The organism is Mesorhizobium sp. J18 (genome assembly GCF_007829525.1).
GTDB lineage: Bacteria > Pseudomonadota > Alphaproteobacteria > Rhizobiales > Rhizobiaceae > VLJP01.
Map to the genome: position 1 here is coordinate 84,362 of NZ_VLJP01000002.1, position 25,706 is coordinate 110,067.

The following is a 25,706-nucleotide window of genomic DNA, read 5'->3' on the forward strand; positions in this document are numbered from 1 at the left end:
CGCCTCCTTGCTCCTCCCGGCGAAGTCCGGCGTCTCAGAACTTCGCCGTTAGTTCTCGGCGTCTCCTTGGGCTGTTGTCGTGCCGAGAGCGTCTGAATCTGCGCGGCTGGTCTGAAGCGCCTCCGTCAATTGGGCAAATGTCTGCTGCTCCCCGAGCCAGACCGCATAGTCCTCCTCCGAATCGACCATAACGAACCCGCGCATGAAATTATGGCCGGTGCCGCAGAGTTCGGCGCAGAGCACCTCGAATGTTCCCGTCCTGGTCGGGGTGAGCCAGAAATAGGTGACGGAGCCGGGAATCATGTCCATCTTGGCGCGGAATTCCGGCACATAGAAATCATGCAGCACGTCTATGGACCGGAGGAGCATCTTCACCGGTTTGTCGACCGGCAGGTGCAGGTCGGCTGCCTCCACGACGATATCATCCTGCCCGTTCGGGTCGTCAGGGTTTATGCCCAGCGGATTTTCGAAGCTGACCAGCCGGTTATCGGAGGTGCCGAGCCGCCCGTCGGTGCCTGGCAAGCGGAAGTTCCATTGCCATTGCTGAGCGATGACCTCGACTTCGGTGGCGTCGGCCGGCACGGTGATGAACCGGTGCCATACGAACAGGCCGGGCACCAGCATGGCCGCGACGCCTATGGCAGTCACAACCGTGAGCCACCCTTCGAGCCGCTTGTTCACCGGCTCGTAATGGGCCTTGTTCCCTTCCCTGTGGCGGAACCGCCAGACGCAATAGGCCATGAACAGGACGACCGCGGCAAAGACAGCCCCGGTTATCCAGAACGTGATGATCAGCGTGTGGTCGATATAGCTCCAGTTCGAAGCGATTGGTGTCCACCACCAAGGGCTCAGTACGTGGAACGCGATCGATCCCACGACCACCAGGACGAGTACAAGCGCAATCGCCATGACCCGGTTCCTTTCGGCCCGAAGGTATTTCCCTACGGAATACCCTCACTATGTCCGGCTATCATAGCTTGATTTCAGAATGAAATTCTAGTGCAGCAGTTTTCCACAAGCCGGATCGTCTACAGATACGGCCAAGAAGGCTACCATGAGGAGCCAATAGGGACGAGCGAATGTATTGGGGCGGCGGTTTTGGCCCTCGACGCGATGCGTCGGATCCCGTTAGCTTTTTGATCACGGGCTTTCCTGGCGCAATTTTCCATGCCACAAAGCCGGAAGCATTGCCAAACAGGGGAGCATATAAGATGCATCGACAATCATGGTTTTCCCGGGTCATCGGAGGAGCTGCGCGCGCGGCCGTTGTTGCCGGCGCACTGACAGCGGCGACATTGGCGGCGAGTGCGCAGGAAAAGACGCTGCGATTTGCTTTCCAGGGCACGCTGAACGCCCTCGACCCATACTCCCTGAACGAGACCTTCACGCTCGGCATGCTGGGTAATGTCTATGAGGGTCTCACCAAGCGTGACAAGAATCTGGAGATCATTCCGGGCCTGGCCGAAAGTTGGGAGCAGCTCGATCCGCTGCACTGGCGTTTTCACCTGCGCAAGGACGTCAAGTTTTCCAATGGCAACGATTTCACCGCCGACGATGTGATCTTCTCGGCGGAGCGCATCCGTGCGGACGGCTCCGACCTCAAGACGCGCATTCCCGCCGATTCGGAATGGGTCAAGGTGGACGACCATACGGTCGACGTGAAGCTGAAGACGCCCAACCCCATTCTCTTTGCCGAGTGGGATACCTTTTACATCATGGACAAGGAATGGGCCGAAGCTGAAGGCGCGACGAAACCCGTTTCGGCCAAGGACACCAATCCTGGACCTTCGGCCTATAAGGCCAATGGAACGGGGCCATTCGTGATCGAAAGCCATGAGCCGGGCGTCAAGACGGTATTCAAGCCGAACGAGGCATGGTGGGGTGAGGTAGAGCATAATCTCGACGGCGTCGTATTCACGCCGATCGCCTCTGACAGCACACGCGTTGCCGCACTGCTTTCCGGCGACGTCGACCTGATCGAACCGGTGCCGGTTCAGGATATTGATCGTGTCAATTCCGACCCGAATACCGAGGCGCTGACGGGACCGGAACTGCGCGTCGTCCATCTGGGTTTCAACCAGATTCGTGACGAGCTCCCGACTTCGAACATCAAGGGCAAGAACCCGTTCAGGGACGCCAATGTCCGCAAGGCGATCTATCAGGCAATTGATATTGATGCTATTGCCAAAAGGGTTATGCGCGGCCTTGCCACGCCGGTGTCCCTCCTGATCGCCCCGGAGCTTTATGAAGGCTCGGCCGATTTCCAGCGCTGGCCATATGATCCGGAGGCGGCAAAGCAACTCCTCGCCGATGCCGGTTATCCGGAGGGCTTCACCGTCGGCATGGATTGCCCGAATGATCGTTATGTCAATGACGAGCAGATCTGCCAGGCGGTGGTTTCCATGCTTGCCAAGATCGGTGTCAAGGTGAAACTCAACGCGCAGCCGAAAGCGCAGTATTTCGCCAAGGTGCTGGCGCCGGGCGGCTACGATACGGATTTCTATTTTCTGGGCTGGACGCCGAGCTCCTTCGATTCCTGGAATGTTCTGACCAGCCTTGCCACCTGCCGTGACGAGACCGGCGCAGGAGGTCCGTTCAATCTCGGCGGATACTGCAACAAGGAGGTCGACGAACTGGCGGCCAAGATCCTGGTCGAGACCGATGAGGCGAAGCGCGAGGATATGATCAAGCAGGCCTACAAGATCCTCACCGAGGATACCTCGCATATCCCCCTGCATCAGCAGTCGCTGGCCTGGGGCAAGCGCAAGAACCTCGATATCGTGCAGCGCCCTGACGATCAGGTGCTGTTCTATTGGGCAAAGCTCAACTGAGCCTCAAGTGAAATCGCCTGTCCGGACCATATAAGGTTCGGACAGGCAAGCCTGCGAGGCCACTGATGCTCGCTTTTGCCATTCGGCGCTTGATACAGGCTGCCGGCGYCATGCTTGTCGTCGCGCTGATCTCGTTCGTCATGTTCCGTTTCGTCGGTGATCCGGTGAACCAGCTTGTCGGTGTTGACACGACGCCGGAACAACGCGCGCAACTGCGCGAGGATCTTGGCCTGAATGATCCAGTCTATGTCCAGTTCGGGCGTTTCGTCGCAAAGGCTGCCCGCTTTGATTTCGGCATTTCCTATCAGATCAAGCAGCCGGTCGCCGATCTCATCGCATCACGTCTGCCGGCGACGCTCGAACTTTCGCTGGTTTCTGCGATCTTCGCCTTGGTCGTCGGCCTGCCGATGGGCGTCTATACCGGCCTCTATCCAAGCAGTTTCCTGTCGCGGTTCTTCCTGGCAGTCAGCCTGACCGGTATTTCACTACCGACATTCCTGATCGGCATCCTGCTCATCTTCATCTTTTCCGTGAACCTTGGCTGGTTCCCGTCCTTTGGCCGAGGCGAGACTGTTGCCCTCGGCGGCTTCTGGACGACCGGTCTCCTGACCCGCTCCGGTCTTGTTTCGCTGGTCTTGCCGGCGATTACGCTGGGGCTGTTCCAGATGACGCTGATCATGCGTCTGGTGCGCGGCGAGATGCTGGAGGTTCTCAGAACCGACTATATCAAGTTTGCGCGCGCCCGCGGACTTTCGCGCCGGGCGATCAATTTCGGCCATGCGCTGAAGAACACGCTGGTGCCCGTAATCACTATCACCGGTCTGCAGATCGGCTCCATCATCGCCTTTTCGATCATCACTGAAACGGTCTTTCAGTGGCCCGGAATGGGGCTCCTCTTTCTGCAGGCGGTACAGAATGTCGATATCCCGATCATGGCGGCTTACCTGCTCTTAATCGCCTTCCTGTTCACGCTGATCAACTTCATCGTCGACCTCCTCTATGTCGCGGTCGATCCGCGCATCCGTATCGGAGGCGCCAAGGCATGAGCGAATTGACGGAGGTCACTGCCGTGCGTCCCGGTCCCGGGCGCCGTTTTCTGCAAAGCGATCTTTTCTATTCCTTTCGGCGGTCACCGCTGACCATCGCATCGGCCGTCGTGAGCCTTATCCTGGTCCTGGCCGCTCTTTTCGCGCCGCTCATTGCGCCGCAAAATCCCTTCGACCCGGCCTCGATTTCCATCATCGACAGCTTCTATCCGCCGGCATGGTCTTCCGAGGGGCAGGCAGGCTTTCTGCTCGGCACTGACGATCAGGGTCGCGACGTGCTCTCGACCATCCTTTACGGAATGCGCATCTCGCTTGCGGTCGGCTTCGCGAGCGTCATTCTCGCCATGGTAATCGGCGTCACGCTTGGTCTCATTGCCGGCTATGTCGGCGGCGTCACCGATGCGATCATCATGCGCATCGCCGATGTGCAACTTACCTTTCCAGCCATCCTGACCGCGCTTCTGATCGATGGGGTGGCGCGGGCAATCGCCGGACCGCACGCCTATGACCAGATTGTCTTCTTCGTCCTCGTGCTGGCGATCGGCCTGAGCTTCTGGGTGCAGTATGCGCGCACGGTTCGCGGCTCGGTGCTGGTCGAGGCCAACAAGGAATATGTTCTGGCAGCGCGGCTCATTGGCCTCAGCCCGTTCACCATCATGTTCCGCCACGTATTGCCCAATGTGCTCGGCCCGGTGCTGGTGATCGCTACCATCAACCTGGCGCTCGCCATCATCACCGAAGCAACGCTATCCTTCCTTGGCGTTGGCGTGCCTCCGACGCAGCCTTCGCTCGGCACGCTGATCCGTATCGGCAATGACTATCTTTTCTCTGGCGAATGGTGGATCACGATCTTTCCTGGCATCACGCTCGCCATTCTCGCGCTGGCCGTGAACCTTCTCGGCGACTGGCTGCGCGACGCCCTCAATCCGAAGCTCCGATGAACCCAACGCTTTCCGTAAAAAACCTCCGGGTCGAGATCCCGACGCGCCGCGGTGTTCTGACCGCTATCGATGACCTTTCCTTCGACATCGCACCGGGGGAGGTGCTCGGCGTCGTCGGTGAATCCGGCGCCGGAAAATCGATCACCGGTTCGGCGATCATAGGTCTGCTCGATCCGCCGGGGCGGATAGCCAGCGGCGAAATCCGGCTTGGCAAAGAGCGCATCGACAATCTGCCGCCTTCCGCCATGCGCCGCATTCGGGGCAACCGCATCGGCATGATCTTTCAGGATCCGCTGACCAGCCTCAATCCGCTCTACCGGATTGGCGAACAGTTGACGGAAACCATCCTGACCCACGAAAGGATGTCCGCCAAGGCCGCGTGGGAGAAAGCGGAACGGTTGCTCATCGAGGTCGGCATCCCGGCTGCGGGCACGCGCCTTTCCTCCTATCCGCACCAGTTCTCGGGCGGCATGCGCCAGCGCGTGGTGATCGCGCTCGCCCTTGCGGCCGATCCGGAACTCGTCATTGCGGATGAACCGACGACAGCCCTCGACGTCTCGGTTCAGGCACAGATCATTTCGCTGCTCAAGCGGCTCTGCAAGGATCGCGGCACTTCCGTCATGCTGATCACCCACGATATGGGTGTGATTGCCGAAACGGCAGACCGCGTCTGTGTTCTCTACGCCGGCCGGCTGGCGGAAATCGGCGCGGTCCGCGATGTGGTCAAACATGCTCAGCATCCCTATTCCCTCGGCTTGATGGCAGCAATCCCTTCGCTTTCCGGCAATCCTGATGAGAAACTGGAGCAAATCCCGGGCTCCATGCCGCGTCTCGGTGCGATACCGGAAGGCTGCGCTTTCAATCCTCGCTGCACCTATGCCTTCGAGCGTTGCCGGATGGAACGGCCGGCTGTCTATCCGGCAGGGGCGAGCCGGGCTTCCTGTTTCCTCCATGATCTCGCCGGAGGGCAGATGCCGCCGACCGAAACGCTGAGGCGCGCGGAGGCGGATGGCATCTTGCTGACCGCCCCGGCAGGAGAGGGCGGACGATGAACAATCAAGCCGCATCCATGCAAGCAGTTCCGGCGGAAGCGAATGCTCCGCTCGTGGAAGTGAGAGAACTGCATCGGGTCTTCGACCTTTCCAAACGCTGGCTGAACCGCGTGCTGGAAGGCAGTGGCAAGGTCGTGCTGACTGCGGTTGACGGCGTCGATATGACGATCAGGCGTGGTGAAACCTATGCGCTGGTCGGCGAATCCGGCTCGGGCAAGTCGACCATCGCCAAGATGGTGGTCGGGCTGCTCCCGCCGACAAGCGGCACTGTCCATATTAACGGCGTCGACATCTGGGGCGAGCGTGGTGCCCGCCAGCGCCAGATGCGCCGGAAAATCCAGATGATCTTTCAGGATCCCTTTGCCAGCCTCAATCCGCGCTGGCGGGTTGGCTCGATTGTCGCCGAGCCGATCAAGGCCTTCGGACTGATTGCAGATGCCCATGATCGGCAGGCCCGCGTAGGCGAACTCCTGTCGCTGGTCGGCCTGGATCCGCTTGACGCCGGCAAGTTTCCGCATGAGTTTTCCGGCGGACAGCGTCAGCGCATCGCCATCGCCCGCGCTCTCGCCTCCGAGCCGGAATTCATTGTTTGTGATGAGCCTACGTCGGCCCTCGACGTATCGGTGCAGGCGCAGGTGCTCAACCTCTTGCGCGATCTGCAGGAGCGCCTCGGTCTCACCTATCTGTTCATCAGCCACAACCTTGCCGTGGTGCGTCATATGGCGACCCGGGTCGGCGTCCTTTATCTCGGTCGACTGGTAGAAGAGGCGCCGTCGCGCGAACTCTTCTCGGAGCCGAAACATCCCTATACGAGGATGCTGCTGGACGCGGTTCCCGATATCGGCATGGAGGGCGTGGAGCGCGAGCCGATCGCCGGCGAGATACCCAATCCGGTCAACCCGCCGCCCGGCTGCCACTTCAATCCGCGCTGCCCGCATGTGATGGAGCACTGTCGGACGACAGTTCCGCCGCTCTGCGAGGTCAATCAGGCCAATGTGCTCTGCCACCTCTATGAGGGCGGCGCGCTTGCGCGGCCCTATGGTATCTGACCTTCAGTCGGCCGGCATTGCTGTCTCGACCAGCTTTGCCCAATAGGACACGCCGATCGGGATGATCTCGTCGTTGAAGTCGTATTCCGGGTGGTGAAGATACTGCGTGTCTCCTTGCCCTATATAGATGAAGGCGCCGGGACGGGCTTCTAGCATGAAGGAGAAGTCCTCGCCGCCCATGACCTGCGGCGTGTTCATGTCCACCTTGTCCGAGACCATGCGTGCCACTTTGCCGGCGAATTCGGCTTGCTCGGGATGGTTCGACAGCACAGGATAGTGGCGCTGGTAGTCGAGCGTAGCCTTTGCTCCGAAGGCCGCGGCTGTGTGTTCCACGATCTCCTTCATGCGAATTTCAAGAAGATCGCGCACCTCCGGCGACAGGGTCCGCGCCGTTCCGGTCAATTGAGCCGTCTGCGGGACGACATTGAACGCGTCGCCGGCCTTGAAGGTTGTGACCGAGATCACCGCGGCCTCGACAGGATCGACATTGCGCGACACCACCGATTGCAGCGCCGTCATGATATGTGCGCCGACCAGCGTCGTGTCGATGACGCGCTGCGGGCGTGCTGCATGGCCGCCTTTGCCCTCGATGTCGATGATGAACATATCCGCTGAAGCCATCATCGGGCCGGGGCGGATGGAGAACTGGCCGAAAGGGATGCCCGGCGCATTGTGCATGCCGTAGACCTCGTCGATGCCGAAGCGGTCCATCATGCCTTCTTTCACCATCTCCCGGCCGCCACCCCCGCCTTCCTCGGCAGGCTGGAAGATGACGACTGCAGTGCCGTCGAAATTGCGCGTCTCTGCGAGATAGCGCGCCGCACCGAGCAGCATGGCCGTGTGGCCGTCATGGCCGCAGGCATGCATCACGCCCGGCGTCTTGGACTTGTATGGCCGATCGACGATTTCCTGGATCGGGAGTGCATCCATGTCGGCACGCAGCCCGATGGTCCGGCCGCTTTGCGATTTCCGGCCCTTGATGACGCCAACCACACCTGTCTGACCAATTCCGGTGACAATCTCGTCCACGCCGAATTCCTTCAATTTCTCGGCCACGAGCGCTGCGGTGCGATTGACATCGAACTGCAGCTCAGGATGGGCGTGGATGTCGCGGCGCCATTCGGTGATGTCGTCATGGAATTCCGAGATCCGGTTTATGATCGGCATGCTTTCTCTCCTAGGTACAGGCTCGCGAGAATGGACGCTTGATCCGCTGGAGGCAAGATAACTGGCAGCGCCACGTAGAGCTGGCTGATGGTCCAACCGACAGGGGACGGTTGGCGTCTTTCGCATGCCTTCGCCCAGTGGCCTGAGTCCTGACAGTGTGCTTGCTGCAGTAACGGGCATGATAAAAATCGTCATAGACGCTTTCATAGCCTGTGCGACTGCATTAGAGATCACGACAATGATTTGTGGAGGAGGTAGTATGCGAATTCTCCTACTTGCGCTGGCAGCCTCGGTTGCCATTTCATTGCCGGTGCAGGCAGCCGACGTCACTGTTGCGGTTACCGCCATCGTGGAGCATCCGGCTCTCGATGCCACCCGGGACGGCGTAAAGGATGCCCTGGAGGAAGCCGGTTACAAAGACGGCGAAGGCCTGAGCTTCGTCTATCAATCCGCACAGGGCAACGCTGCCACAGCCGCTCAGATCGCCCGCCAGTTCGTCGGGCAGGCGCCGGATGTGATCGTCCCCATCTCCACCCCATCGGCGCAGGCCGTGGTTTCTGCCACGCGCGACATTCCGGTTGTTTTCACTGCCGTTTCCGATCCGGTCGGCGCGCAACTGGTGAAGGATATGGAAAATCCGGGCGGCAACGTTACCGGGATCTCCGACATGTCACCGGTCGGCGATCACGTCGCCCTGATCAAGGAAATCCTTCCTGAAGCCAAGACGATCGGATTTTTGTACAATTCGGGAGAAGCCAATTCGGTTTCGCTCCTCGATGCCTTCAAGGAAGCGGCCGCAGCGGCCGGAGTGAGCGTGGTCGAATCGGCGGCTACGAAATCGGCGGAAGTGCAGGGCGCGGCGCGGGCTCTCGTCGGTCGCGCTGATGCGATCTATGTCCCGACTGACAATACGATCATTTCCGCCCTTGAAGGCGCAGTCTCCGTGGCCGAGGAAGCAAAACTGCCGCTGTTCACTGCCGATACCGACTCTGTCGACCGCGGCTCCATAGCCGCTCTCGGCTTCAACTATTACGACGTCGGCAAGCAGACGGGCGAAGTCGTGGTCCAGGTCTTGAAGGGCGAGAATCCTGGAGAAATCCCGGTGAAGGTGGCGGCTGGAACCGATCTCGTTGTCAACAAGGGCGCGGCGGAAAGAATGGGCGTGACCTTGCCTGAAGCTGTCTTATCTCGTGCCACCAAAGTCGTGGAGTAGAAGCTGCGCCGGAAGGCTCCACGAGAGCCTTTCCGGTTTGCCCGCCGCTTTGACTTTCATGCCGGATTTCGGCAGATGAAGCCGCAATCATTGCGCTGATCCGGTGTAGTGAGGCATGAGCTGCGGAAAGGTCCAGCAATCTTGAGCCAGATCGCTTTTTGGGGAGCCGTTGAGCTTGGCCTCGTCTACGCCTTCGTGGCGATGGGTGTCTATCTGGCGTTTCGTGTACTAGATTTCCCGGACCTGACGGTTGATGGATCTTTCCCGCTCGGAGCGGCCGTGACGGCCGTGCTGATCATAGCCGGCGTCAATCCATGGCTTGCCGCTCTGGTGGCGATGGTTGCCGGTGCTCTCGCCGGTCTCGTGACGGCGGTCCTGAACGTTCGCTTCCGTATCCTGCACCTTCTGGCATCGATCCTGACCATGATCGCACTATTCTCGGTCAACCTGCGGGTAATGGGACGGCCCAATGTCGCGCTCATCAATGCCGACACGATGCTGAGTCCTTTTTACGGGCTTGGTTTGAGCGATTATTTCGTTCGGCCGCTTTTCGTCGGCGTTCTGGTCTTGGTCGCGCTGCTCGTCGTCTGGCGTTATCTGGAGAGCGATACCGGCCTTGCCATGCGTGCGACGGGAGCAAATCCGCGTATGGCGCGTGCGCAGGGTGTCGATACCAGCCGCCAGATCTATTTTGGTATGGGGCTTTCCAACGCCCTGGTCGCGCTTGCCGGTGCGCTTTTCGCGCAGACCAATGGCTTTGCTGACGTAACCTCCGGCGTCGGGACGATCGTCGTTGGCCTTGCTGCGGTCATCATTGGTGAAACCCTGCTCGGCAGCAGAGGCATTCTCATCGCGCTTGTCGGCTGCGTTTTGGGTTCCATTCTCTATCGCATCGCCATCCAGCTTGCGCTTTCAAGCAACGTCCTTGGGCTGCAGGCTTCGGACCTCAACCTTGTGACCGCTGTGCTGGTGACATTCGCGCTCGTTCTGCCGCGTCTGCGCAGGCGGGGAGGCACGGCATGATCTCCCTCGAGAAGATAGACGTTGTCTTTGGTCGCGGCACGCCGTTGGAAAAGAAGGCGCTCAACGGCATCGATCTGGAGATCGAAGAGGGCACGTTCGTCACAGTCATCGGCTCGAACGGTGCCGGCAAGTCCACGCTGCTCGGCGTGCTGGCCGGAGATGTGCCCGCTAGCGCCGGCAAGGTGATGATCGGCGGCGTCGACGTGACGCGCAGGCCGACGGCCAAGCGTGCCAATCTTGTTGCCCGCGTGTTTCAGGATCCGCTGGCTGGCAGTTGCGGCTCGCTTACCATCGAGGAGAACCTCGCTTTGGCCGAAAGGCGCGGCAAGCCTCGCGGCCTGACGTTTGCACTGAACGCGAAGCGCCGTGCTTCCTTCCGCGAGCGAATCGCGGAACTCAATCTCGGCCTCGAGGACCGCATGGGCGACCGGATGGATCTGCTGTCCGGCGGCCAGAGGCAGGCCGTGTCGCTGGTCATGGCCACGCTCACCGGCTCCGAGGTGCTTCTGCTAGACGAGCACACCGCCGCGCTCGATCCGGGAATGGCCGAATTCGTCATGATGCTCACTCAGAGATTCGTTTCAGAGCGCAAGCTGACGACACTGATGGTGACTCATTCCATGCGGCAGGCACTCGACTTCGGCGACCGGACGATCATGCTCCATGCTGGCGAGATCGTCCTGGATGTGCGCGGCGAAGAGCGCAAGGATCTCGAAGTCGAAGATCTTGTCGCCATGTTCCGTCGCATACGCGGGCAAACGATCGATGACGATGCTCTTTTGACGGGATAGCCATTTCGGCACGCAGAGAGAGCTACAACAAAGTGGCTCTCAAGAACATTTCGCCTTTCTTCGATCTGAAGGCCGTAACGCCGTGATTACCGGCACGAGCGGTAGGCATGCCGTTGCTGAAGCAGAGTCAGCTCTCCCCAGCCAGTTTTCCCTCGATGGCGCTATCGAGCAACATCAAGGCCGCTTTCTTGGTGAGCTTCACGGGATTGCCGCCGGCTGTCGGATCGACCACGGCCATATCAGCTATCAGGCTTTTCCGTTTCTTGTCCATCTCCAGGCCCTTGATGAGGCCAGGCAGAGTGTGGGGCACCTTCAGGTCCCTGCGCAGCTTTACCACAGCTCTGACAAAACCGTCGAAGCCACCTTTGATGCCGCAATAGGCGGAGAGCCTGGCAATCTTGTCCTCGATCGCTTCGCGGTTAAATGACAGCACATAGGGCATGAAGACTGCGTTGGTCATGCCATGGTGAGTGTCGTAGAGGGCGCCGATCGGGTGCGATAAGGAATGAATGGCGCCGAGCCCCTTCTGGAAGGCGGCTGCGCCCATGGCGGCGGCACTCATCATATGGGCGCGGGCCGTTAGATCTTTTCCGTTAGCGAAGGCTCTAGGCAGGTTCTCGAACACCAGCCGTATGCCTTCGACCGCAATGCCGTCCGCCATGGGATGATAGCCGGGCGCGCAATAGGCTTCGAGGCAGTGGGCCAGGGCATCCATGCCCGTGCCGGCGGTGATGAAGGGCGGCATTCCTGTTGTCAGCTGCGGATCGGCGATAACGATTGCCGGCAGCATCTTCGGGTGGAATATCACCTTCTTGGTGTGGCTGGCCTCATGCGTTATGACTCCGGCCCGGCCAACCTCGGAACCGGTTCCGGCTGTTGTGGGTATCGCTATGATGGGTGCGATGGCATCAGGATTGGCGCGGGTCCACCAGTCGCCGATATCTTCGAAATCCCATACCGGCCGTGTCTGCCCGGCTTGGAAGGCGATCAGTTTGCCGAGATCGAGTGCCGAACCTCCTCCGAAGGCGATGACGCCATCATACTTGCCCTTCCTGAATGCGGAGATGCCTGCGGCGAGGTTGGATTCGACCGGGTTTGGCTTGACGTCCGAGAAAACACCATAGGGCACCTTGGCCGTATCGAGGATTTTAAGTGTCGAAGCCGCGACAGGCAGTTTCGCCAATCCCGGATCGGTGACGAAGAGCGGCCGCTTGATGCCAGCCTCGGCAAGCGCGTCTGCTAGTTCCTTGATGCGTCCGGCGCCGAAGCGGACGGTGGTGGGATAATTCCATTTGGAAACAAGTTTGGTCATGGAGTGTCTTTCAGTGAAGCAGGAAGGTGACGATAGAGACCGCGTTATCCCGGAAGCAGTCCGAAGACAGCTAGCCGGGATCCACTCCGCGCAGTTGGAGATGTTCCGGAATGGATCCCGGCTCTCCCCGCTTCGCTCGATCGGCCGGGATGACGTCAGGCATCAGATCGCTTCTCTGAGATGATATGACTTCGGCCTGGTCAGATGGTCATAGCCGATGGCCGAGAGCGCCGCACCCTTGCCAGTATCCTTCACCCCGGTCCAGACCAGCGCCGGATCGAGATAATCGCAACGGTTCATGAACACGGTACCGGTTTCAAGGCGGTCGCCAATGGCGACGGCATGCTCGGTGTCCGATGTCCAGATCGAGGCGGTCAGCCCATAGGGGCTGTCATTCATCAGCGTTATCGCCTCCTCGTCGTTGCGCACCTTCATGATGCCGACGATAGGGCCGAAGCTTTCTTCGCGCATGACGCTCATCTGATGATCGACATTGGTGAGCACTTCGGGTGCCAGGTAGGGAGAGCCGGGTTCGTCTCTTTCGATCTTCATGTTGATATGCGCCACGGCACCCTTGCGCAGCGCTTCGGCCTTCTGTTCGCGGATTAGATCGGCGAAGCGGGCCTGCGCCATCGGTCCCATGGTTGTCGCCTGATCGAGCGGGTTGCCGACCACATAGTTCTTCGTCTCGGCAATGAAACCATCGACGAAATCGTCATAGACCTTTTCATGCACATAGATGCGCTCGATGCCACAACAGCACTGGCCGGAATTGTAGAAGGCGCCGTCCACAAGATTTGCCACCGCATGGTTGAGCCTCGCATCAGGCAGAACATAGGCCGGGTCCTTGCCGCCGAGTTCTAGGCCAAGCGTCATGAAAGTGCCGGCCGCCGCCTTCTCGATGGCACGCCCACCCGCCACCGATCCCGTGAAGTTGACGTGATCGATCTTGCCGGAGCCGAGCAGCTTCTCCGTCTGATCGTGGCTGAGAACCAGGTTCTGGAACACGCCTCGGGGCAGTCCGGCCTTCTCAAAAGCCTGTGCGAAACGCTCGCCGACCAGCAGAGTCTGGGCGGCATGTTTGAGGATCACTGTCGAGCCCGCCATCAGCGCCGGTACGATGGTATTGACGGCGGTGAGGTACGGATAATTCCACGGGGCGATGACCAGGACGACGCCGAGCGGCTCCTTTTTCACATAGCGGCGAAAGCCTTCCTTGGGATTCGAGGCCATTACGGGTTTCAGCACAGCTTCCGCGATTTCGACCATGTAGGTGACGCGTTCCTTCACACCGCCGAACTCGCCGCCGTAGCGGACAGGACGTCCCATCTGCCAGGCGATTTCCGGCACGATTTCGTCGTTCATGACGACCAGCGCCTCCAGCATGGCCAGCATGTATTTGCCGCGCTCTGCAATCGATGTCATTGCCCATTCCGCCTGGGCTGCCCTGGCGCGTTCAACCGCGGCATTGACCGCCTTGTCGTCTGCAACCGGACGCTCGGCATAGATCGAACCATCTATCGGGGATTTTATTTTGACCGTTTCGGCCATCGTGTCAGTCCTTCACTGTCTCGCGTCTAATACCGCTCGAATCCCCTGTGCAGTTCCCAATCCGTGATGCGGCGATCATATTCGAACTGCTCCCAGCGGGCCGTATGCACATAATGCTCGATGACCTCCTCCCCGAAGGCCGTCCTCAGCATCTCGGATCCAGCCAGGGTTTCGGTGGCCTCACGCAGTGTCTTGGGAATCTCAGGCAACTCGGATGCCTGGTAAGCATCGCCGACAAAAGGCTTCTGCAATTCCAGCTTCTCATCGATGCCGGCGAGCCCCGCGGCGATCAGTGCTGCGAAAGCGAGATAAGGGTTCAGATCGGCGCCACCGATCCGGCATTCCATGCGGATACCTTTGGTACCCTGACCGCATAACCGGAAACCGGCGGTCCTGTTGTCTTCGCTCCACATGATCCTGGTCGGGGCAAAAGTGCCGGTCTGGAACCGCTTGTATGAATTGATGTAGGGCGCAAGGAACCAGGTGAATTCGCTTGCATATCTGAGTTGGCCCGCTGCCCATTGCTGGCCAAGCTTGGACAAAGTCCATTCCGCGTCCTTGTCGTAGAACAGCGGCCGGGTGCCGTCGGTGCTCCACAGCGAATTGTGGATGTGGCTGGAACTGCCCGCCAGGCCATAATCGTACTTTGCCATGAAGGAGATCGCCTTGCCTTCGGACGCGGCTATCTCCTTGGCTCCATTCTTCAGAATGACGTGGCGGTCCGCCATCTCGAGCGCGTCCGCGTAACGCACATTGATCTCTTCCTGGCCCGGCCCCCATTCGCCCTTGGAATTCTCAATCGGGATACCGGCTGCCTCCATCTCATTGCGCAGCCTGCGCATGTAACCTTCTTCCTTGGTCGTCAGATGGATGACGTAGTCTTCGATATAGGGCGAAGCGGTGCCGAGATTCTGCCAGCGCTTGGCGCGTGCGGAATCGTAGGTTTCATCGAACAGGTAGAATTCAAGCTCCGATGCGAAATAGGCAAGATAGCCGCGTTCCTGCAGCCGCTTCACCTGCTTCTTGAGGATGCCGCGCGGCGAATGAGGCAGGTCGTCATGGGTATGGTGATCGAGGACATCACATAGCACCAGCGCCGTCTTTTCCAGCCAAGGAATCCGGCGCAGCGTCGAGAGGTCGGGCTTCATGACGAAATCGCCGTAGCCCTTGTCCCAGCTTGCCGCCTTGTATCCTGGCACAGGTTCCATATCGATGTCGTTGGCAAGCAGGTAGTTGCAGCCATGCGTCTCGTCATAGGCCGACTCGACGAAATAGCGCGCCAGGAATCTCTTGCCGATAAGGCGGCCCTGCATGTCCACCGCGCAAGCCAGAACCGTGTCGATGTCACCGGCGGCCACATCCTTCTTCAACCGGTCGAAAGTGAGGTTTCCTGCCATTCTCGAACTCCGCCGCGACGAGGCGGCTTTTCACTTTTGCGCCCGGCTGCACCGTGCAGCCGGGCGTTTAAAGGTCGTTATCCTACGGTCAGGAATAGCGATAGGGCGCGCCGGCCTTCCGCATCGACTCATTATACTTCTTGATGATCTCCACAACCTTGGCGTTGCGAGGGCTCTGCTGCGCGATCTCTTCCCAGAAGGAGACCGCCTCTTCCTCGACCTTCGCCCATTCAGCCTCGGGAATGGTGGTGAGTTCGAGCTTGCCCTCATTGCGATATCTGGCTTCGCCCGCCCAGTACCAGTGCTGGCGGTAATAGTGCGAGGCGTCGATCGCCAGCTGGAAAAGCTGCTGCAGGTGCTCCGGCACAGCCTTCCACTTCTCGGTGTTGACGAAGTAGGAACCGGCCCAGGCACCTGAGAGCGGGTTGGTAAGGTAGTATTTCAAGGCGTCCGCCCAGCCGACGGTGTGCATCTCTGTGATGCCGCACCAGCACACGCCGTCGAGTTCGCCCGTCTGCATGGCGGGCTGCACGTCTTCATAGGGAAGCGAAACTGGAACAACACCGAAGCGTGACAGGAACTGGCCGCCAGTCGGGAAGGTATAGACGCGCAAACCCTGCAGATCGGCCAGCGACTTGATGGGCTTGGTGGTGCCGAAGTTGCAGGGATCCCAGGCGCCGGTAGACAGCCAGGTCACTTCCGGGATTTCCGCATAGGCTTCCTCCCAGATCTCCTTCAGTCCGTGCCAGTGCCACAGCGCCGGCACATCCAGCGAATAGCGCGCGGCGAGCGGGAAATAGGCGCCGAACACCTTGACGTCGACCGGCGCGGCTGCCGAGTCGTCGTCGCTCTGGGCGGCATCGATCGTGCCCGACTGGACAGCCCGGAACAGTTCGCCATGGGGAACGAGCTGATCGGCGGTGTAGAGCTCGATCTCCATCTCGCCATTGGCCGCCTTGTTGAACCAATCGATCGAGTTCTTGATGACGTGCTCGGCAAGAGCCGGGCCGGCATAGGTCTGCAGCCGCCATTTGATCGGGGTCTGCGCCTTCACGTAAGGCATAGCCAGTGCCGAAGCGCTGACCGCGCCCGCGGTTGTCAATCCGGCCTTTCGCAGGAAATCACGTTTGCTGATGTTTTTCTGACTAGTCATCGTTCAGTTCTCCTCTTGCCATTGTCGCTGCATGTTTGCTTCGGACACGATCTGCGGGAAGCTGACCTTCCTCTTCTGCGTTCCTTTTTCGCGAATGTTACCCTCTTCATCGCCCGCCTATCGTCCCGAATAGAGGTCCGGGAGCCACAGCGCAATTTGCGGGAAGATCATGATGGTGACCAGCGATATCACCATCAGGAAAAAGAACGGCACGATAGACCGGTAAATGTCCATCAGCGTGATCTCGGGCGGCGCCATGGCGCGCATCAGGAACAGGTTGTATCCGAAAGGTGGGGTGATATAGGCGATCTGGCAGGTGATCGTGTACAGCACACCGAACCAGATCGGATCGAATCCGAGGCTTCTGACGAGCGGTATGTAAAGCGGCGCTACGATAACCAGCATCGCCGTATCATCCAGAAACGCCCCCATGACAAGGAATGATGCCAACATCAGGGTCAGTATCATCCAGGGGGTGAGATCCCAGGTATGAAGCAGCAGCGTCTCGACCGCCTTCACCGCGCCCAGCCCGTCATAGACGGAACTGAAGCAGAGCGCGCCGAGGATGATCCAGAGGAACATGCAGCTGATTCCGAGCGTGTTCCGCGCCGCCTTCTCGAGAGTCCCCCGGTTTAGGTTGCCCGCCCACCAGGCAGCGAGCATGGATAGAACCGCACCCACTACCGAGCTCTCCACCAGGCTGGTCACGCCAGTCATGAAGAGACTCATCATGATTGCGAAAATAGCAAGCGGCAGAACGCCTTCCCTCAGCAGCGCGAATTTTTCCGAGCGGGTGATCCGTGCTCGTTCCTCTGCGGGCAGCGCCGGCCCGATATTCGGCTGCAACAGGCAGCGCAGATAGACATAAGCACCGAAGATCAGCGCCATGAGCAGACCGGGACCGACGCCGGCGAGCCAGAGGTCGAGCACGGGTTGGCGCGCAATCATGGCATAGAGAACCAGCACGACACTTGGTGGGATGAGGATGCCGAGAGAGGAGCCCGCCTGGATGACCCCCGTCACCATCGACTTGTCGTAGCCATGACGCAGGAGCTGCGGCAAAGCGATGGTCGCGCCGATCGCCATGCCGGCGACGGAGAGGCCGTTGAGTGCCGCAATCAGAACCATCAGCCCGATGGTACCGAGCGCCAGGCCGCCGCGCACGGGTCCGAACCAGACGTGGAACATCCGGTAGAGGTCGCCGGCCATGCCCGATTCCGACAGCATATAGCCCATGAAGATGAAAAAGGGCACGGTGATCAGCGGATACCAGTTCAGCACCTGGAAGGAGGCGTTGAAAGGCATCTCGAAGGAGCCTTGCCCCCACAGCCAGAGTGCTGCAGCCGAGCCGACGAAGCCGATTACGCCGAAGACGCGCTGCCCGGTAAAGAGCAGCACCATCATCGTGCCGAACATGAAGAGGGTAATTGCCTCCGAACTCATGCGATGGGCTTCCCGCGGGCAATGGCGATGTCTTTGATGAAGGTCGAGATGCACTGCAGCAGCATCAGAAAGACGCCGATCGTCATCACCACCTTGATCGGCCAGAGCAGGGGGCTCCAGGCCGTATAATTCCTCTGATTGTACTGGATGGCGTAATTTGTGCTCGAAATCCCTCCGACCAGGAGCACGACAAGAAAGAATATGACAAAAAGGATTGTGAAGGCGTCGGTGACCGCGCGCCTGCGCGCATCGAGCCGACCGTAGAAAAGGTCCATACGCACGTGCTGGTCCATCTGCAAGGCATAGGCGCCGCCGACCAGGTAATAGGCGGAGAGCATGAACTGGGACATTTCAAGCACCCAGTTGATCGGTACGCCAAAGATGATGCGCGATAACGTGGAGTAGAGCAGCATCGCCCCCATGACGAAGAGCAGGTACATGGCGACGCGCCCAATGCGATAGTTCATCGCGTCGACATAGCGGACGAATGTCACGGCAAAGCTAGGCAATGTACTTCCTCCGAGCCGTCATCCGCGCCTCGTTTTCAGATCCATGGAATGCTCCGCTTCCGTGATTGCTTCTGCAAGAATGGTTGCCCATTTCTCCTGACCTGCCTTGTCGGCGATCTCGTCGTTTCGGATCTCGATCATCGCGCAAGGAAGGCCATGCGAGCGGGCGTGACGTTCCAGCGTGAAATACACTCGATCGGCCGGCGAATAAGGTTCGTTGACACCCACCACGAGATCCCCACGTGCTTTCAGTGCTTCGATCAGCGGCGAGGCAAGCCGGATATCCTCGTCATGGATGACGCCGACCTGCCAGGGCCTGGCAACGCCCTTGTAGATCGGCGTGAAGGAATGAATGGAGACGAGCCTTGTGTCCCTTCCCTTGGATAGCCGTTCTCCGATCAATGCCTCGACCGCGTCATGATAAGGCTGCCAGGCAAGCTGGATACGAGCCTCGCGCTCACTTTGCGACAGGCCGATATTTGCGGGAATGGTCGTGGTCTCGCTGATTTCGGAGATCAGATCAGGCGCATCGAGCGGCCGATTGCAGTCAATGACCAGGCGCGAGATTCGAGATTCGACGAGGGTCGCGTCAAGAGTGCCGGCCATTAGCCGCGCCACAGCCAGCGCCCCCGGATCCCATGCTATGTGGCGGACAAGATCGGCTGCCGGCAGTCCAAGCGTACCATATTCCGCCGGCACGTGATTGGAGGCATGGTCGCAGGTGAGGACGAATGCACCTTTTCCGCCAGGGTTGCTGAACCTGACCGCATCCGATCTTTCAAACTGCGCGAGCCAAGCCGCTACCATTCGCCCTCCGTCCTGAGCGCGGGCCGTATTATCTGTTACTTATTTTGCCAGATTGCGCCAGTATGGATAATTTCATACAACTTGAGCGGGCCTTGTCAAATCTATTGTCAGCCGAAATTTGCGGAATGCTCATGCAGGGGTGGAGAAGAAAGCAATGCTGTCGAGCATTACCGAGCGGATCGCGGAACGCCTTGATCTGATGCCCGCCGGAGAGCGGCGCGCGGCACAGGCGTTGATCGCGAACTATCCGATGATCGGGCTAAAGACGGTTGCGGAATTCTCCGCCTGCGCCGGGGTGAGTTCACCGACGATCCTGCGTTTCGTGGCCCGTCTGGGGTTCCAAAGCTACCCGGAGTTCCAGTCGGCCTTGAAGGACGAGCTTGCGGCGCAATTGCAGTCGCCCCTCTCACGCACTGCTGCCTCTGGGGCGACGGCAAGGCCTGGAGATGCTTCTCCTGCCCTAGAGGCCACATTGGAAAATATCCGCGAGACATACCGGCATGTCCCGCAAAGGCAGATCACAGATATCGTGACCCTGCTTGCCAATCGCCGCGCCAAGATTTTTCTGATCGGCGGCCGTTTCACCGATCCGATCGCCCGTTATATGGCCGCGCATCTGACGATCATCCGGCCGAATATCTTTCATCTCTCCGGCCAGGAAAACAACTGGCGTGATCGTCTCATCGATATGGGCAGGCGGGATGTCCTCCTTATCTTCGACATACGCAGGTATCAGGACAGTCTCGTGCGCTTTGCCGAGAAGGCGCATCAGCGCGGTGTCCAGATCATTCTGTTCACCGATCAATGGCTGTCACCGATCGCACGGTTCTCGCGCCACGTGATTGCCGGACGCACCGCCGTTCCATCCGCGTGGGATTCGTCAGCCGCCCTTTTTGTTCTGGTCGAAATGTTCATCGGGGAACTGACGCGCGCTTTGGAAGCCGAGAGCGCAAAACGGATCCGGGAAATAGAAGCTCTGCGCTGAGGTGGCCTCCACCCGCGTCGATACCGTTTGCAGGTTCAGACCGAAGGTAAAAGCGCTCCGGTTGTGCCAGCCCTGGGTTCGCAACCTTACCTCAAGCAGGTGAGCGAGGTTGAATAGCTGATGTACGGCGCCAGTCCGTTGTCAAAGAGATAGGTCAGTCCGATCCTGCCAGTAAAGGCATCGTCCCTCTGTACCGTTGTACGGCCACCCCATAGATGGTCCTCAGTGCTGCCTTCCGCCCAGTCGTATTGTCCGCCCAGCGCCAACCGCCAATGGTCAAAGGCGATTTGATCCTGTGCGGAAAGACCGGTCTGCGCGGCCTTCTTCAACTTTGAAATGCCCGGCGTGCGCCGCCCTCATTCAAATAGAGATCAGGACAAGCGCCAATGTCCGCTGAGTTCAGGTGGCAATCTATGGCAAATGCTGATGAGCTTACCCTTGCTGCACACGAAGCCATCCAGTAGCCGGGAAGTTCTTGCGGGGAGGGAACTCATGTCATCCTACAACAAACCGTACCCTATCGCCGACGAATTTCATCACGTGGAAGGAGCGCCCGCACCTTAAAGTGCCTCATAAAGCTGCTGCACCCGAGCCCGGTATTGCAGCGCATTGAAAGATGCAGGAGGGGGAGGCGGTTTGCGACAACGTTCTTCAAGGCACCCTGCTACTGATCCCTACGAGCGCACATCGCGATCTTGAATATCGACGGACCAAGCGGCTGGTCGAAGCAGCGAAAGGAAGGTGGACGCCTGCCGCCACAACCGACTTACTTTTTGGGCCACTGCGGCCACGTCTTATGGCGCGCGGGTGCGTCCTCGAACAACTTTACGACAGGGTGACTGCCCAGATCATGCGTTCGCGCCATACCGCGGGACACGCATCTGTCCGAGGCGGGCGATCATCGCCGCCCCGACCTGAATGCCACTGTAGAAGCATTCGATCTTCAGGTTCTCGTTCGGCGCATGATTGGCTTCATCTGCGTTGGCGTAAGGTACGACAAATGCTGGCGTCTCCAGTATCTTGGTGAAAACATAGTCAGGCAGACTTCCGCCCAGCGCTGGATAGAGCAGGGGATCTTCTCCTCGCGCGTCCCTTACCGCGGCGATGAGAGCCTTCGCATAGGGTGAATCCATCTGTGTCTTCGAGGGCAACATGCCAGCGCGTCTCACGACACGCACTTCGGGAGCATGAAGCGCAACATGCTTTTCCACCTTGTCGAGAACATCTTCGGGTGTCATGGCTTCGACCAGGCGAATGTCACACTTGGCGATGGCCTCGCAGGGCAGGACGGCTTTTGATCCCGGTCCGCCATAGCCGCCGTGCAGCCCGTTAATGGTTAGGGTCGGATGAAACATCAGGCGATCGGCGAAGGGGCGATCCGCCGGAGCGTCCAGCCGCGACAGGCTGAGGTCCTGCATGACATCGTCGACACTGTCGGGGAGGTTTGCAACGGCGGCAAGTTCCGCTTTGGTCGGTGATACGATGGCATCGTGCAGCCCGTCGATGGTAATGCGCCCGTCAGCTGTCTTCATCGTTGCGAGAAGATGGACCAGTGTCCAGATCGCGTTGGGCATCACGCCGCCGAAATTGCCGGAATGCGTGTCGCGCGAGGCGGTTCGGACCTCAAGGTCGAAACTGACCATGCCACGCACGCCGAAAACGATGATTGGTCTGCCTGAAATGTGCAGTGGGCCATCGGAAGTTACGACAAGATCGGCCTTGAGCCGGTCGCGATGCGTTTTCACAAATTCCGCGATATGGGGGCTTCCCACCTCTTCCTCGCCCTCAAGCAGGAAGATGACGTTACAGGGCAAGTCGCCATGCACCGCTAGCCAGGATTCGAGCGCCAGCAACTGCGCGAAGTGTTGCCCCTTGTTGTCGCCGACACCGCGTGCGTAGATACGCCCGTCCCGTATGGTCGGTTCGAAGGGGGGGCTTACCCATTCCTCATAGGGTTCTGGCGGCTGAACGTCATAATGTCCGTAGAACAGCACGGTCGGTCGATCCGGATCGTCGCCGCGACGTCCAAGAACCATGGGATGTCCCGTGGTTTCGATGGCCTCGGCCTCCATGCCCAGCCTGTCGAGCATGGTGACCAGAAGCTGGCACACTTCGCGGATACCCTTGTTCTGCGCGCTGATCGAGGGATGGCGCACATAGTCCATGAGACGAGCGAGGAAGCTCTCCTCATTTTGTTTTATGTAGGCGCTGACGGCATCGAGCCCTTCAGGCCGCGCATCGCTTGTCATGTTGCTCATTGTTCCGCTCCCGTATCTACGAGCAGGATCGCCCCGGAAGGATGAACCTCACCCTCCCAGCCGGGTGGTATGACGGTGGTCGTATCGAGCTGCGTCACGATCATCGGTCCGGTCAGGACTATGCCTGAGCGCAGGCCGGCGCGGTCCACGACGGGCACTTCGGTTTCTCCGCCCGGGAAGTGGRCGGGAGCCGTATCGTACGGTTTGACTTCCGCGCCCTCAGGCAAGGGCAGGCCAGCAGGACGCTCTGCAAGCCCCACCGCCTCGATGCGCAGGGTCACGAGTTCTATTGGAACCTGCAACTCGAAACCGTAGAGCTGGTTGTGCGCCGTGCGAAAATTGGCCTCGGTTCCTTCATTGTCGCCGGCCCATGCAACCGCGATTTCGCCGCCCTGTCCGCGATAGCGCAGAAGTGCGACGACATTGATGAGCCTGCGAGCCGGATCGACCTTCTCTGCGTCAAGCCACTCTGCGGCCTGCGAGGAAAGCTCCGCGACGATGGCGTCCGTATTTACTGTGGCGAGTGGCCCGGCCTTCGGCAGCGTTCGGCTGAACTCGACCCTCAGATCGGCCGAAAGCAGGCCATCGGCGCAAAGGATGCCAGGCGCAGGCGGTACCATGACCTTGCGGATGCCGAGCAGAGAAGCCAGCGAGCAGCCATGCAGCGGCCCGGAGCCGCCGAACGGCACAAGGGTGAAATCGCGGGGATCGTACCCACGCTCGACGGAGATGATCCGCATCGCGCCGACCATGTGGTTGTCGGCGATGGAGAGGATACCGCGCGCAGCGGCAATCCTGTCGAGGCAGAGCGGCGTTGCAACCTCGCTCTCGAGCACTGCAAGGGACGCGGGGCGATCGAGTTCCATGCGTCCGCCGAGCAGCCGCGCCGGAAGGTGTCCGAGCGCGACATGCGCGTCCGTCACCGTCGCTTGCGTGCCGCCGTGGCCATAGGCAGCCGGGCCGGGCCGGGCTCCGGCGCTATCGGGACCGACCGTCAATGTGCCATCGGCCACGCGTGCGATTGAGCCGCCGCCCGCGCCGATGGTGACCATGTCGACCATGGGAAGCGACACCGGCCATTCGCCGACGCGGCCTGTCTGCGTCAGCCCGATCTTGCCGTCGCGGATCAGGCAGATGTCGGCGCTGGTGCCGCCTATATCGACGGTGATGATGTCGCGGATGCCGCATTCGGCGGCAATGGCGCGTGCGCCGACCACGCCAGCAGCCGGCCCTGAAAGCGCCGTGAAGGCCGGAGCGCGAAGAATGGTGTTCACGCTCGCGACACCGCCGTTGGACTGCATCAGAAGCAGGGGGGCCGAGACGCCTTCCGTATAAAGGCGTTCCTGCAGGCGCTGCACATAGGTCGTGACGCCGGGCATCACGGAAGCATTCAGAACAGTGGTTAGCGAGCGTTCATACTCCCGCACCACCGGCTGGACCTCCACCGAAGCCGTGACAGCCAAGCCGGGCAGCATCTCCCGTAGGATTTCGGCGACGCGCAGTTCATGCTCGGGAGCGGCGAAGGAATGAATCAGGCAGATCGCGACGGCCTGCACGTCCATCGCCTTCAGCGCTTCGGCAGCTGCCCGCACGCTTGACTCGTCCAGCGGTTTGAGCACCGCACCGCCGGACGCGACACGCTCATCGACTTCGACGATGCGCGAGGCGGGAACGGGGCGCGCGGGCTTCACCCAGGTGTACAGGTTTTCATTGCGCGGAATATCCTGGCGCCCGATCGCCAGAACATGCCGGAAGCCGCGCGTGGTCACCAGTGCCGTGCGGGCACCCTTGCCCTCCAGGATCATATTGGTGGCGACCGTCGTCCCGTGGAGAACCCGGTCGAGCGATGCAGCCGTCTGCCCGGCTTCGTCGAGAGCGAGACGAATGCCGTTCATGAAGGCGACAGACGGATCGGAGGGCGCGCTCGGCGTCTTTGCACGCCATGTCCGGCCGGTTTTCCGGTCGATGAGCGCGACATCGGTAAATGTCCCGCCAATATCGACGGCGACGGCGAACGACGTGTCAGCTGACGACATCGACATACTCCATTCGATGGAAGGTTTTGGCGGCGGGCCGGTTGGCACGCCTGCGTTGCGTGGCCTCGGCGTCCACCTTTCCGTGTGCAATGACGACGCCGTAGTCGCGCTCGGCGGATTCACGGCTGACGAAACCGCCAAGAACATCCTCCAGAACATCCTCTGCCGCGCGGTCATAGGGATGGCCGAAGCCACCGCCGCCGCCCGTGACGATGCGCAGGATATCTCCCTTCAAGAGGCGGTTGCCGTCCGAGAGCGGGACGAGCTTGCGCTCCTGCGGCGTGCCGGGATTGACCACGGCATATCCGCTGCCGCCATTCATGCCGCCATGCACGCCCCATGGGGGATTGCGCACACTGTCGATACGGATGGACAGGTTGGCGTCGTCGGCAAGAATTTCATATTCGCGCACAATGCCCGTGCCACCGCGATGGCGGCCCGGTCCGCCGGAATCTTCGGCAATGCCGTAGCTCTTCAGTCGAACCGGATAGGATGTCTCAAGGAACTCGACAGGATAGTTCTCCTGCGCCACGAAATAGACGGCGTCGATGCCATCGGCGTGGTCGCGCCCGCCATAGCCGACACCAAGGCCGTCAACGAGTAGGAAGCGCTGGCTTTCGCCAGTGTCATCGGTGTAGCTGCCGCGCAGCATGGCGACGACATAGGCGGAATGCGCGGCAGGGGCCTTGCCTCCACCGACATTGAGTAGGCCGTTGATGGCGGCCAGTAGCCGCATCATCGTCAGGCCGCGCATGCCGAGCGGCGCGGGCGAGCGCGGCTGAAGGATCGAACCTTCGCGAAGCAGTACTTCATCCAGCGATTGCGGGCCGCCGGCATTGATAACCTGCCCGCGGTCGCCGCCGAGGAAGTAGATCCCTGTCCGGCGTCAGCACTGATGGGACCAAATCGGCTTAACTGAGAACGGAGGATTTCTGGTTCATCGTAGCCTTTCAAAGGAGCGAAGATGAGACAGAAATCCGGAACCGGGAAAGCGCCGGCAGAGCAGGTCATCAAAGACATCCGCCGCGCAACCCGCAAGCAATATTCGGCCGAGGAGAAGATCCGCATCGTGCTGGAGGGCTTGCGCGGCGAAGAGTCGATCGCGGCGCTGTGCCGGCGCGAGGGGATCGCGGAGAGCCTTT

General features: G+C 60.1%; 22 protein-coding genes and 1 pseudogene. 10 read left to right on the plus strand and 13 right to left on the minus strand.

Annotated elements, in window-relative coordinates:
- Positions 1-48: 48 nt before the first annotated feature.
- Positions 49-909 (minus strand): cytochrome c oxidase subunit II, encoded by an 861-nt coding sequence (locus tag L598_RS01865; protein WP_144859560.1) that lies wholly within the window; start codon positions 907-909, stop codon positions 49-51.
- Positions 910-1,211: 302 nt separating this feature from the next.
- Between L598_RS01865 and L598_RS01870 the strand changes: the two genes are divergently transcribed.
- From L598_RS01870 to L598_RS01890, 5 genes are all read left to right on the plus strand, one after another.
- Positions 1,212-2,831 (plus strand): ABC transporter substrate-binding protein, encoded by a 1,620-nt coding sequence (locus L598_RS01870; RefSeq protein WP_144859563.1) that lies wholly within the window; start codon positions 1,212-1,214, stop codon positions 2,829-2,831.
- A gap of 65 nt (positions 2,832-2,896) precedes the next feature.
- Positions 2,897-3,877: an ABC transporter permease gene (locus L598_RS01875; RefSeq protein WP_144859565.1), complete on the plus strand. Its 981-nt coding sequence runs from the start codon at positions 2,897-2,899 to the stop codon at positions 3,875-3,877.
- Positions 3,874-4,818, plus strand: a complete 945-nt coding sequence (locus L598_RS01880) for an ABC transporter permease (protein ID WP_144859567.1) — start codon at positions 3,874-3,876, stop codon at positions 4,816-4,818. Before L598_RS01875 ends, L598_RS01880 begins: the two co-directional genes overlap by 4 nt.
- A complete protein-coding gene (locus tag L598_RS01885) occupies positions 4,815-5,870 on the plus strand; it encodes an ABC transporter ATP-binding protein (RefSeq protein ID WP_144859570.1) in 1,056 nt (351 codons plus the stop codon). The genes L598_RS01880 and L598_RS01885 overlap by 4 nt, the downstream gene beginning before the upstream one ends.
- A 17-nt stretch (positions 5,871-5,887) precedes the next feature.
- Positions 5,888-6,919: an oligopeptide/dipeptide ABC transporter ATP-binding protein gene (locus L598_RS01890; RefSeq protein ID WP_144859638.1), complete on the plus strand. Its 1,032-nt coding sequence runs from the start codon at positions 5,888-5,890 to the stop codon at positions 6,917-6,919.
- 3 nt (positions 6,920-6,922) lie between these two features.
- On the opposite strand, the gene L598_RS01895 is transcribed toward L598_RS01890, so the two are convergent.
- A complete protein-coding gene (locus tag L598_RS01895) occupies positions 6,923-8,086 on the minus strand; it encodes a M20 aminoacylase family protein (RefSeq protein ID WP_144859573.1) in 1,164 nt (387 codons plus the stop codon).
- 259 nt (positions 8,087-8,345) lie between these two features.
- On the opposite strand from L598_RS01895, the gene L598_RS01900 reads away from it, so the two are divergent.
- From L598_RS01900 to L598_RS01910, 3 genes are all read left to right on the plus strand, one after another.
- Complete coding sequence (locus L598_RS01900) at positions 8,346-9,299, plus strand: ABC transporter substrate-binding protein (protein ID WP_144859575.1); 954 nt, start codon at positions 8,346-8,348, stop codon at positions 9,297-9,299.
- A gap of 141 nt (positions 9,300-9,440) precedes the next feature.
- Positions 9,441-10,322, plus strand: a complete 882-nt coding sequence (locus tag L598_RS01905) for an ABC transporter permease (protein ID WP_144859578.1) — start codon at positions 9,441-9,443, stop codon at positions 10,320-10,322.
- The gene (locus L598_RS01910; RefSeq protein WP_144859580.1) at positions 10,319-11,113 is read left to right on the plus strand and encodes an ABC transporter ATP-binding protein; all 795 of its coding nucleotides are present in this window, start codon (positions 10,319-10,321) and stop codon (positions 11,111-11,113) included. Before L598_RS01905 ends, L598_RS01910 begins: the two co-directional genes overlap by 4 nt.
- A gap of 127 nt (positions 11,114-11,240) precedes the next feature.
- On the opposite strand, the gene L598_RS01915 is transcribed toward L598_RS01910, so the two are convergent.
- From L598_RS01915 to L598_RS01945, 7 genes are all read right to left on the minus strand, one after another.
- Complete coding sequence (locus L598_RS01915; protein WP_144859582.1) at positions 11,241-12,425, minus strand: iron-containing alcohol dehydrogenase; 1,185 nt, start codon at positions 12,423-12,425, stop codon at positions 11,241-11,243.
- Positions 12,426-12,587: 162 nt separating this feature from the next.
- A complete protein-coding gene (locus L598_RS01920) occupies positions 12,588-13,976 on the minus strand; it encodes an aldehyde dehydrogenase family protein (RefSeq protein ID WP_144859585.1) in 1,389 nt (462 codons plus the stop codon).
- 26 nt (positions 13,977-14,002) lie between these two features.
- On the minus strand, positions 14,003-15,373 hold the full coding sequence (locus L598_RS01925) for a glutamine synthetase family protein (RefSeq protein ID WP_144859588.1): 1,371 nt from the start codon (positions 15,371-15,373) through the stop codon (positions 14,003-14,005).
- A gap of 88 nt (positions 15,374-15,461) precedes the next feature.
- Entirely contained in the window at positions 15,462-16,526 is a 1,065-nt protein-coding gene (locus tag L598_RS01930; protein ID WP_144859591.1) for a TRAP transporter substrate-binding protein, read from the minus strand.
- A 117-nt stretch (positions 16,527-16,643) separates the two neighbouring features.
- A complete protein-coding gene (locus tag L598_RS01935) occupies positions 16,644-17,969 on the minus strand; it encodes a TRAP transporter large permease subunit (RefSeq protein ID WP_144859593.1) in 1,326 nt (441 codons plus the stop codon).
- Entirely contained in the window at positions 17,966-18,436 is a 471-nt protein-coding gene (locus L598_RS01940) for a TRAP transporter small permease subunit (RefSeq protein WP_246658585.1), read from the minus strand. Before L598_RS01940 ends, L598_RS01935 begins: the two co-directional genes overlap by 4 nt.
- A gap of 60 nt (positions 18,437-18,496) precedes the next feature.
- Positions 18,497-19,285 carry an N-formylglutamate amidohydrolase gene (locus tag L598_RS01945; protein WP_144859596.1) on the minus strand — a complete coding sequence of 263 codons (789 nt, stop codon included), beginning with the start codon at positions 19,283-19,285 and terminating at the stop codon, positions 18,497-18,499.
- A 154-nt stretch (positions 19,286-19,439) separates the two neighbouring features.
- Here L598_RS01945 and L598_RS01950 point away from each other — a divergent pair, with 154 nt between their 5' ends.
- Positions 19,440-20,270, plus strand: coding sequence for a MurR/RpiR family transcriptional regulator (locus L598_RS01950; RefSeq protein WP_144859599.1), 831 nt, complete (start codon positions 19,440-19,442; stop codon positions 20,268-20,270).
- An 86-nt stretch (positions 20,271-20,356) separates the two neighbouring features.
- Here L598_RS01950 and L598_RS01955 read toward each other — a convergent pair whose 3' ends face one another.
- The 4 genes from L598_RS01955 to L598_RS01970 form a co-directional block, all read right to left on the minus strand.
- On the minus strand, positions 20,357-20,599 hold the full coding sequence (locus L598_RS01955; protein ID WP_210244959.1) for a TonB-dependent receptor: 243 nt from the start codon (positions 20,597-20,599) through the stop codon (positions 20,357-20,359).
- A gap of 519 nt (positions 20,600-21,118) precedes the next feature.
- Positions 21,119-22,528, minus strand: coding sequence for a M20/M25/M40 family metallo-hydrolase (locus L598_RS01960; RefSeq protein WP_144859605.1), 1,410 nt, complete (start codon positions 22,526-22,528; stop codon positions 21,119-21,121).
- Complete coding sequence (locus L598_RS01965; protein ID WP_210244960.1) at positions 22,525-24,564, minus strand: hydantoinase/oxoprolinase family protein; 2,040 nt, start codon at positions 24,562-24,564, stop codon at positions 22,525-22,527. Before L598_RS01965 ends, L598_RS01960 begins: the two co-directional genes overlap by 4 nt.
- On the minus strand, positions 24,551-25,438 hold the full coding sequence (locus L598_RS01970; protein ID WP_144859611.1) for a hydantoinase B/oxoprolinase family protein: 888 nt from the start codon (positions 25,436-25,438) through the stop codon (positions 24,551-24,553). The genes L598_RS01965 and L598_RS01970 overlap by 14 nt, the downstream gene beginning before the upstream one ends.
- Before the next feature lie 90 nt (positions 25,439-25,528).
- Between L598_RS01970 and L598_RS01975 the strand changes: the two are divergent.
- Positions 25,529-25,706, plus strand: a pseudogene (locus L598_RS01975) (IS3 family transposase); the annotation flags it as partial.

What these genes read in the sequence shown, in the direction of transcription:
- L598_RS01870 (WP_144859563.1), top strand. Translation starts at nt 1,212, where the DNA reads ATGCATCGACAATCATGGTTTTCCCGGGTCATCGGAGGAGCTGCGCGC.
- L598_RS01920 (WP_144859585.1), bottom strand. Translation starts at nt 13,976, where the DNA reads ATGGCCGAAACGGTCAAAATAAAATCCCCGATAGATGGTTCGATCTAT.
- L598_RS01900 (WP_144859575.1), top strand. Translation starts at nt 8,346, where the DNA reads ATGCGAATTCTCCTACTTGCGCTGGCAGCCTCGGTTGCCATTTCATTG.
- L598_RS01890 (WP_144859638.1), top strand. Translation starts at nt 5,888, where the DNA reads ATGCAAGCAGTTCCGGCGGAAGCGAATGCTCCGCTCGTGGAAGTGAGA.
- L598_RS01885 (WP_144859570.1), top strand. Translation starts at nt 4,815, where the DNA reads ATGAACCCAACGCTTTCCGTAAAAAACCTCCGGGTCGAGATCCCGACG.
- L598_RS01940 (WP_246658585.1), bottom strand. Translation starts at nt 18,436, where the DNA reads ATGAACTATCGCATTGGGCGCGTCGCCATGTACCTGCTCTTCGTCATG.
- L598_RS01935 (WP_144859593.1), bottom strand. Translation starts at nt 17,969, where the DNA reads ATGAGTTCGGAGGCAATTACCCTCTTCATGTTCGGCACGATGATGGTG.
- L598_RS01880 (WP_144859567.1), top strand. Translation starts at nt 3,874, where the DNA reads ATGAGCGAATTGACGGAGGTCACTGCCGTGCGTCCCGGTCCCGGGCGC.
- L598_RS01930 (WP_144859591.1), bottom strand. Translation starts at nt 16,526, where the DNA reads ATGACTAGTCAGAAAAACATCAGCAAACGTGATTTCCTGCGAAAGGCC.
- L598_RS01950 (WP_144859599.1), top strand. Translation starts at nt 19,440, where the DNA reads ATGCTGTCGAGCATTACCGAGCGGATCGCGGAACGCCTTGATCTGATG.
- L598_RS01925 (WP_144859588.1), bottom strand. Translation starts at nt 15,373, where the DNA reads ATGGCAGGAAACCTCACTTTCGACCGGTTGAAGAAGGATGTGGCCGCC.
- L598_RS01910 (WP_144859580.1), top strand. Translation starts at nt 10,319, where the DNA reads ATGATCTCCCTCGAGAAGATAGACGTTGTCTTTGGTCGCGGCACGCCG.
- L598_RS01945 (WP_144859596.1), bottom strand. Translation starts at nt 19,285, where the DNA reads ATGGTAGCGGCTTGGCTCGCGCAGTTTGAAAGATCGGATGCGGTCAGG.
- L598_RS01915 (WP_144859582.1), bottom strand. Translation starts at nt 12,425, where the DNA reads ATGACCAAACTTGTTTCCAAATGGAATTATCCCACCACCGTCCGCTTC.
- L598_RS01865 (WP_144859560.1), bottom strand. Translation starts at nt 909, where the DNA reads ATGGCGATTGCGCTTGTACTCGTCCTGGTGGTCGTGGGATCGATCGCG.
- L598_RS01895 (WP_144859573.1), bottom strand. Translation starts at nt 8,086, where the DNA reads ATGCCGATCATAAACCGGATCTCGGAATTCCATGACGACATCACCGAA.
- L598_RS01960 (WP_144859605.1), bottom strand. Translation starts at nt 22,528, where the DNA reads ATGAGCAACATGACAAGCGATGCGCGGCCTGAAGGGCTCGATGCCGTC.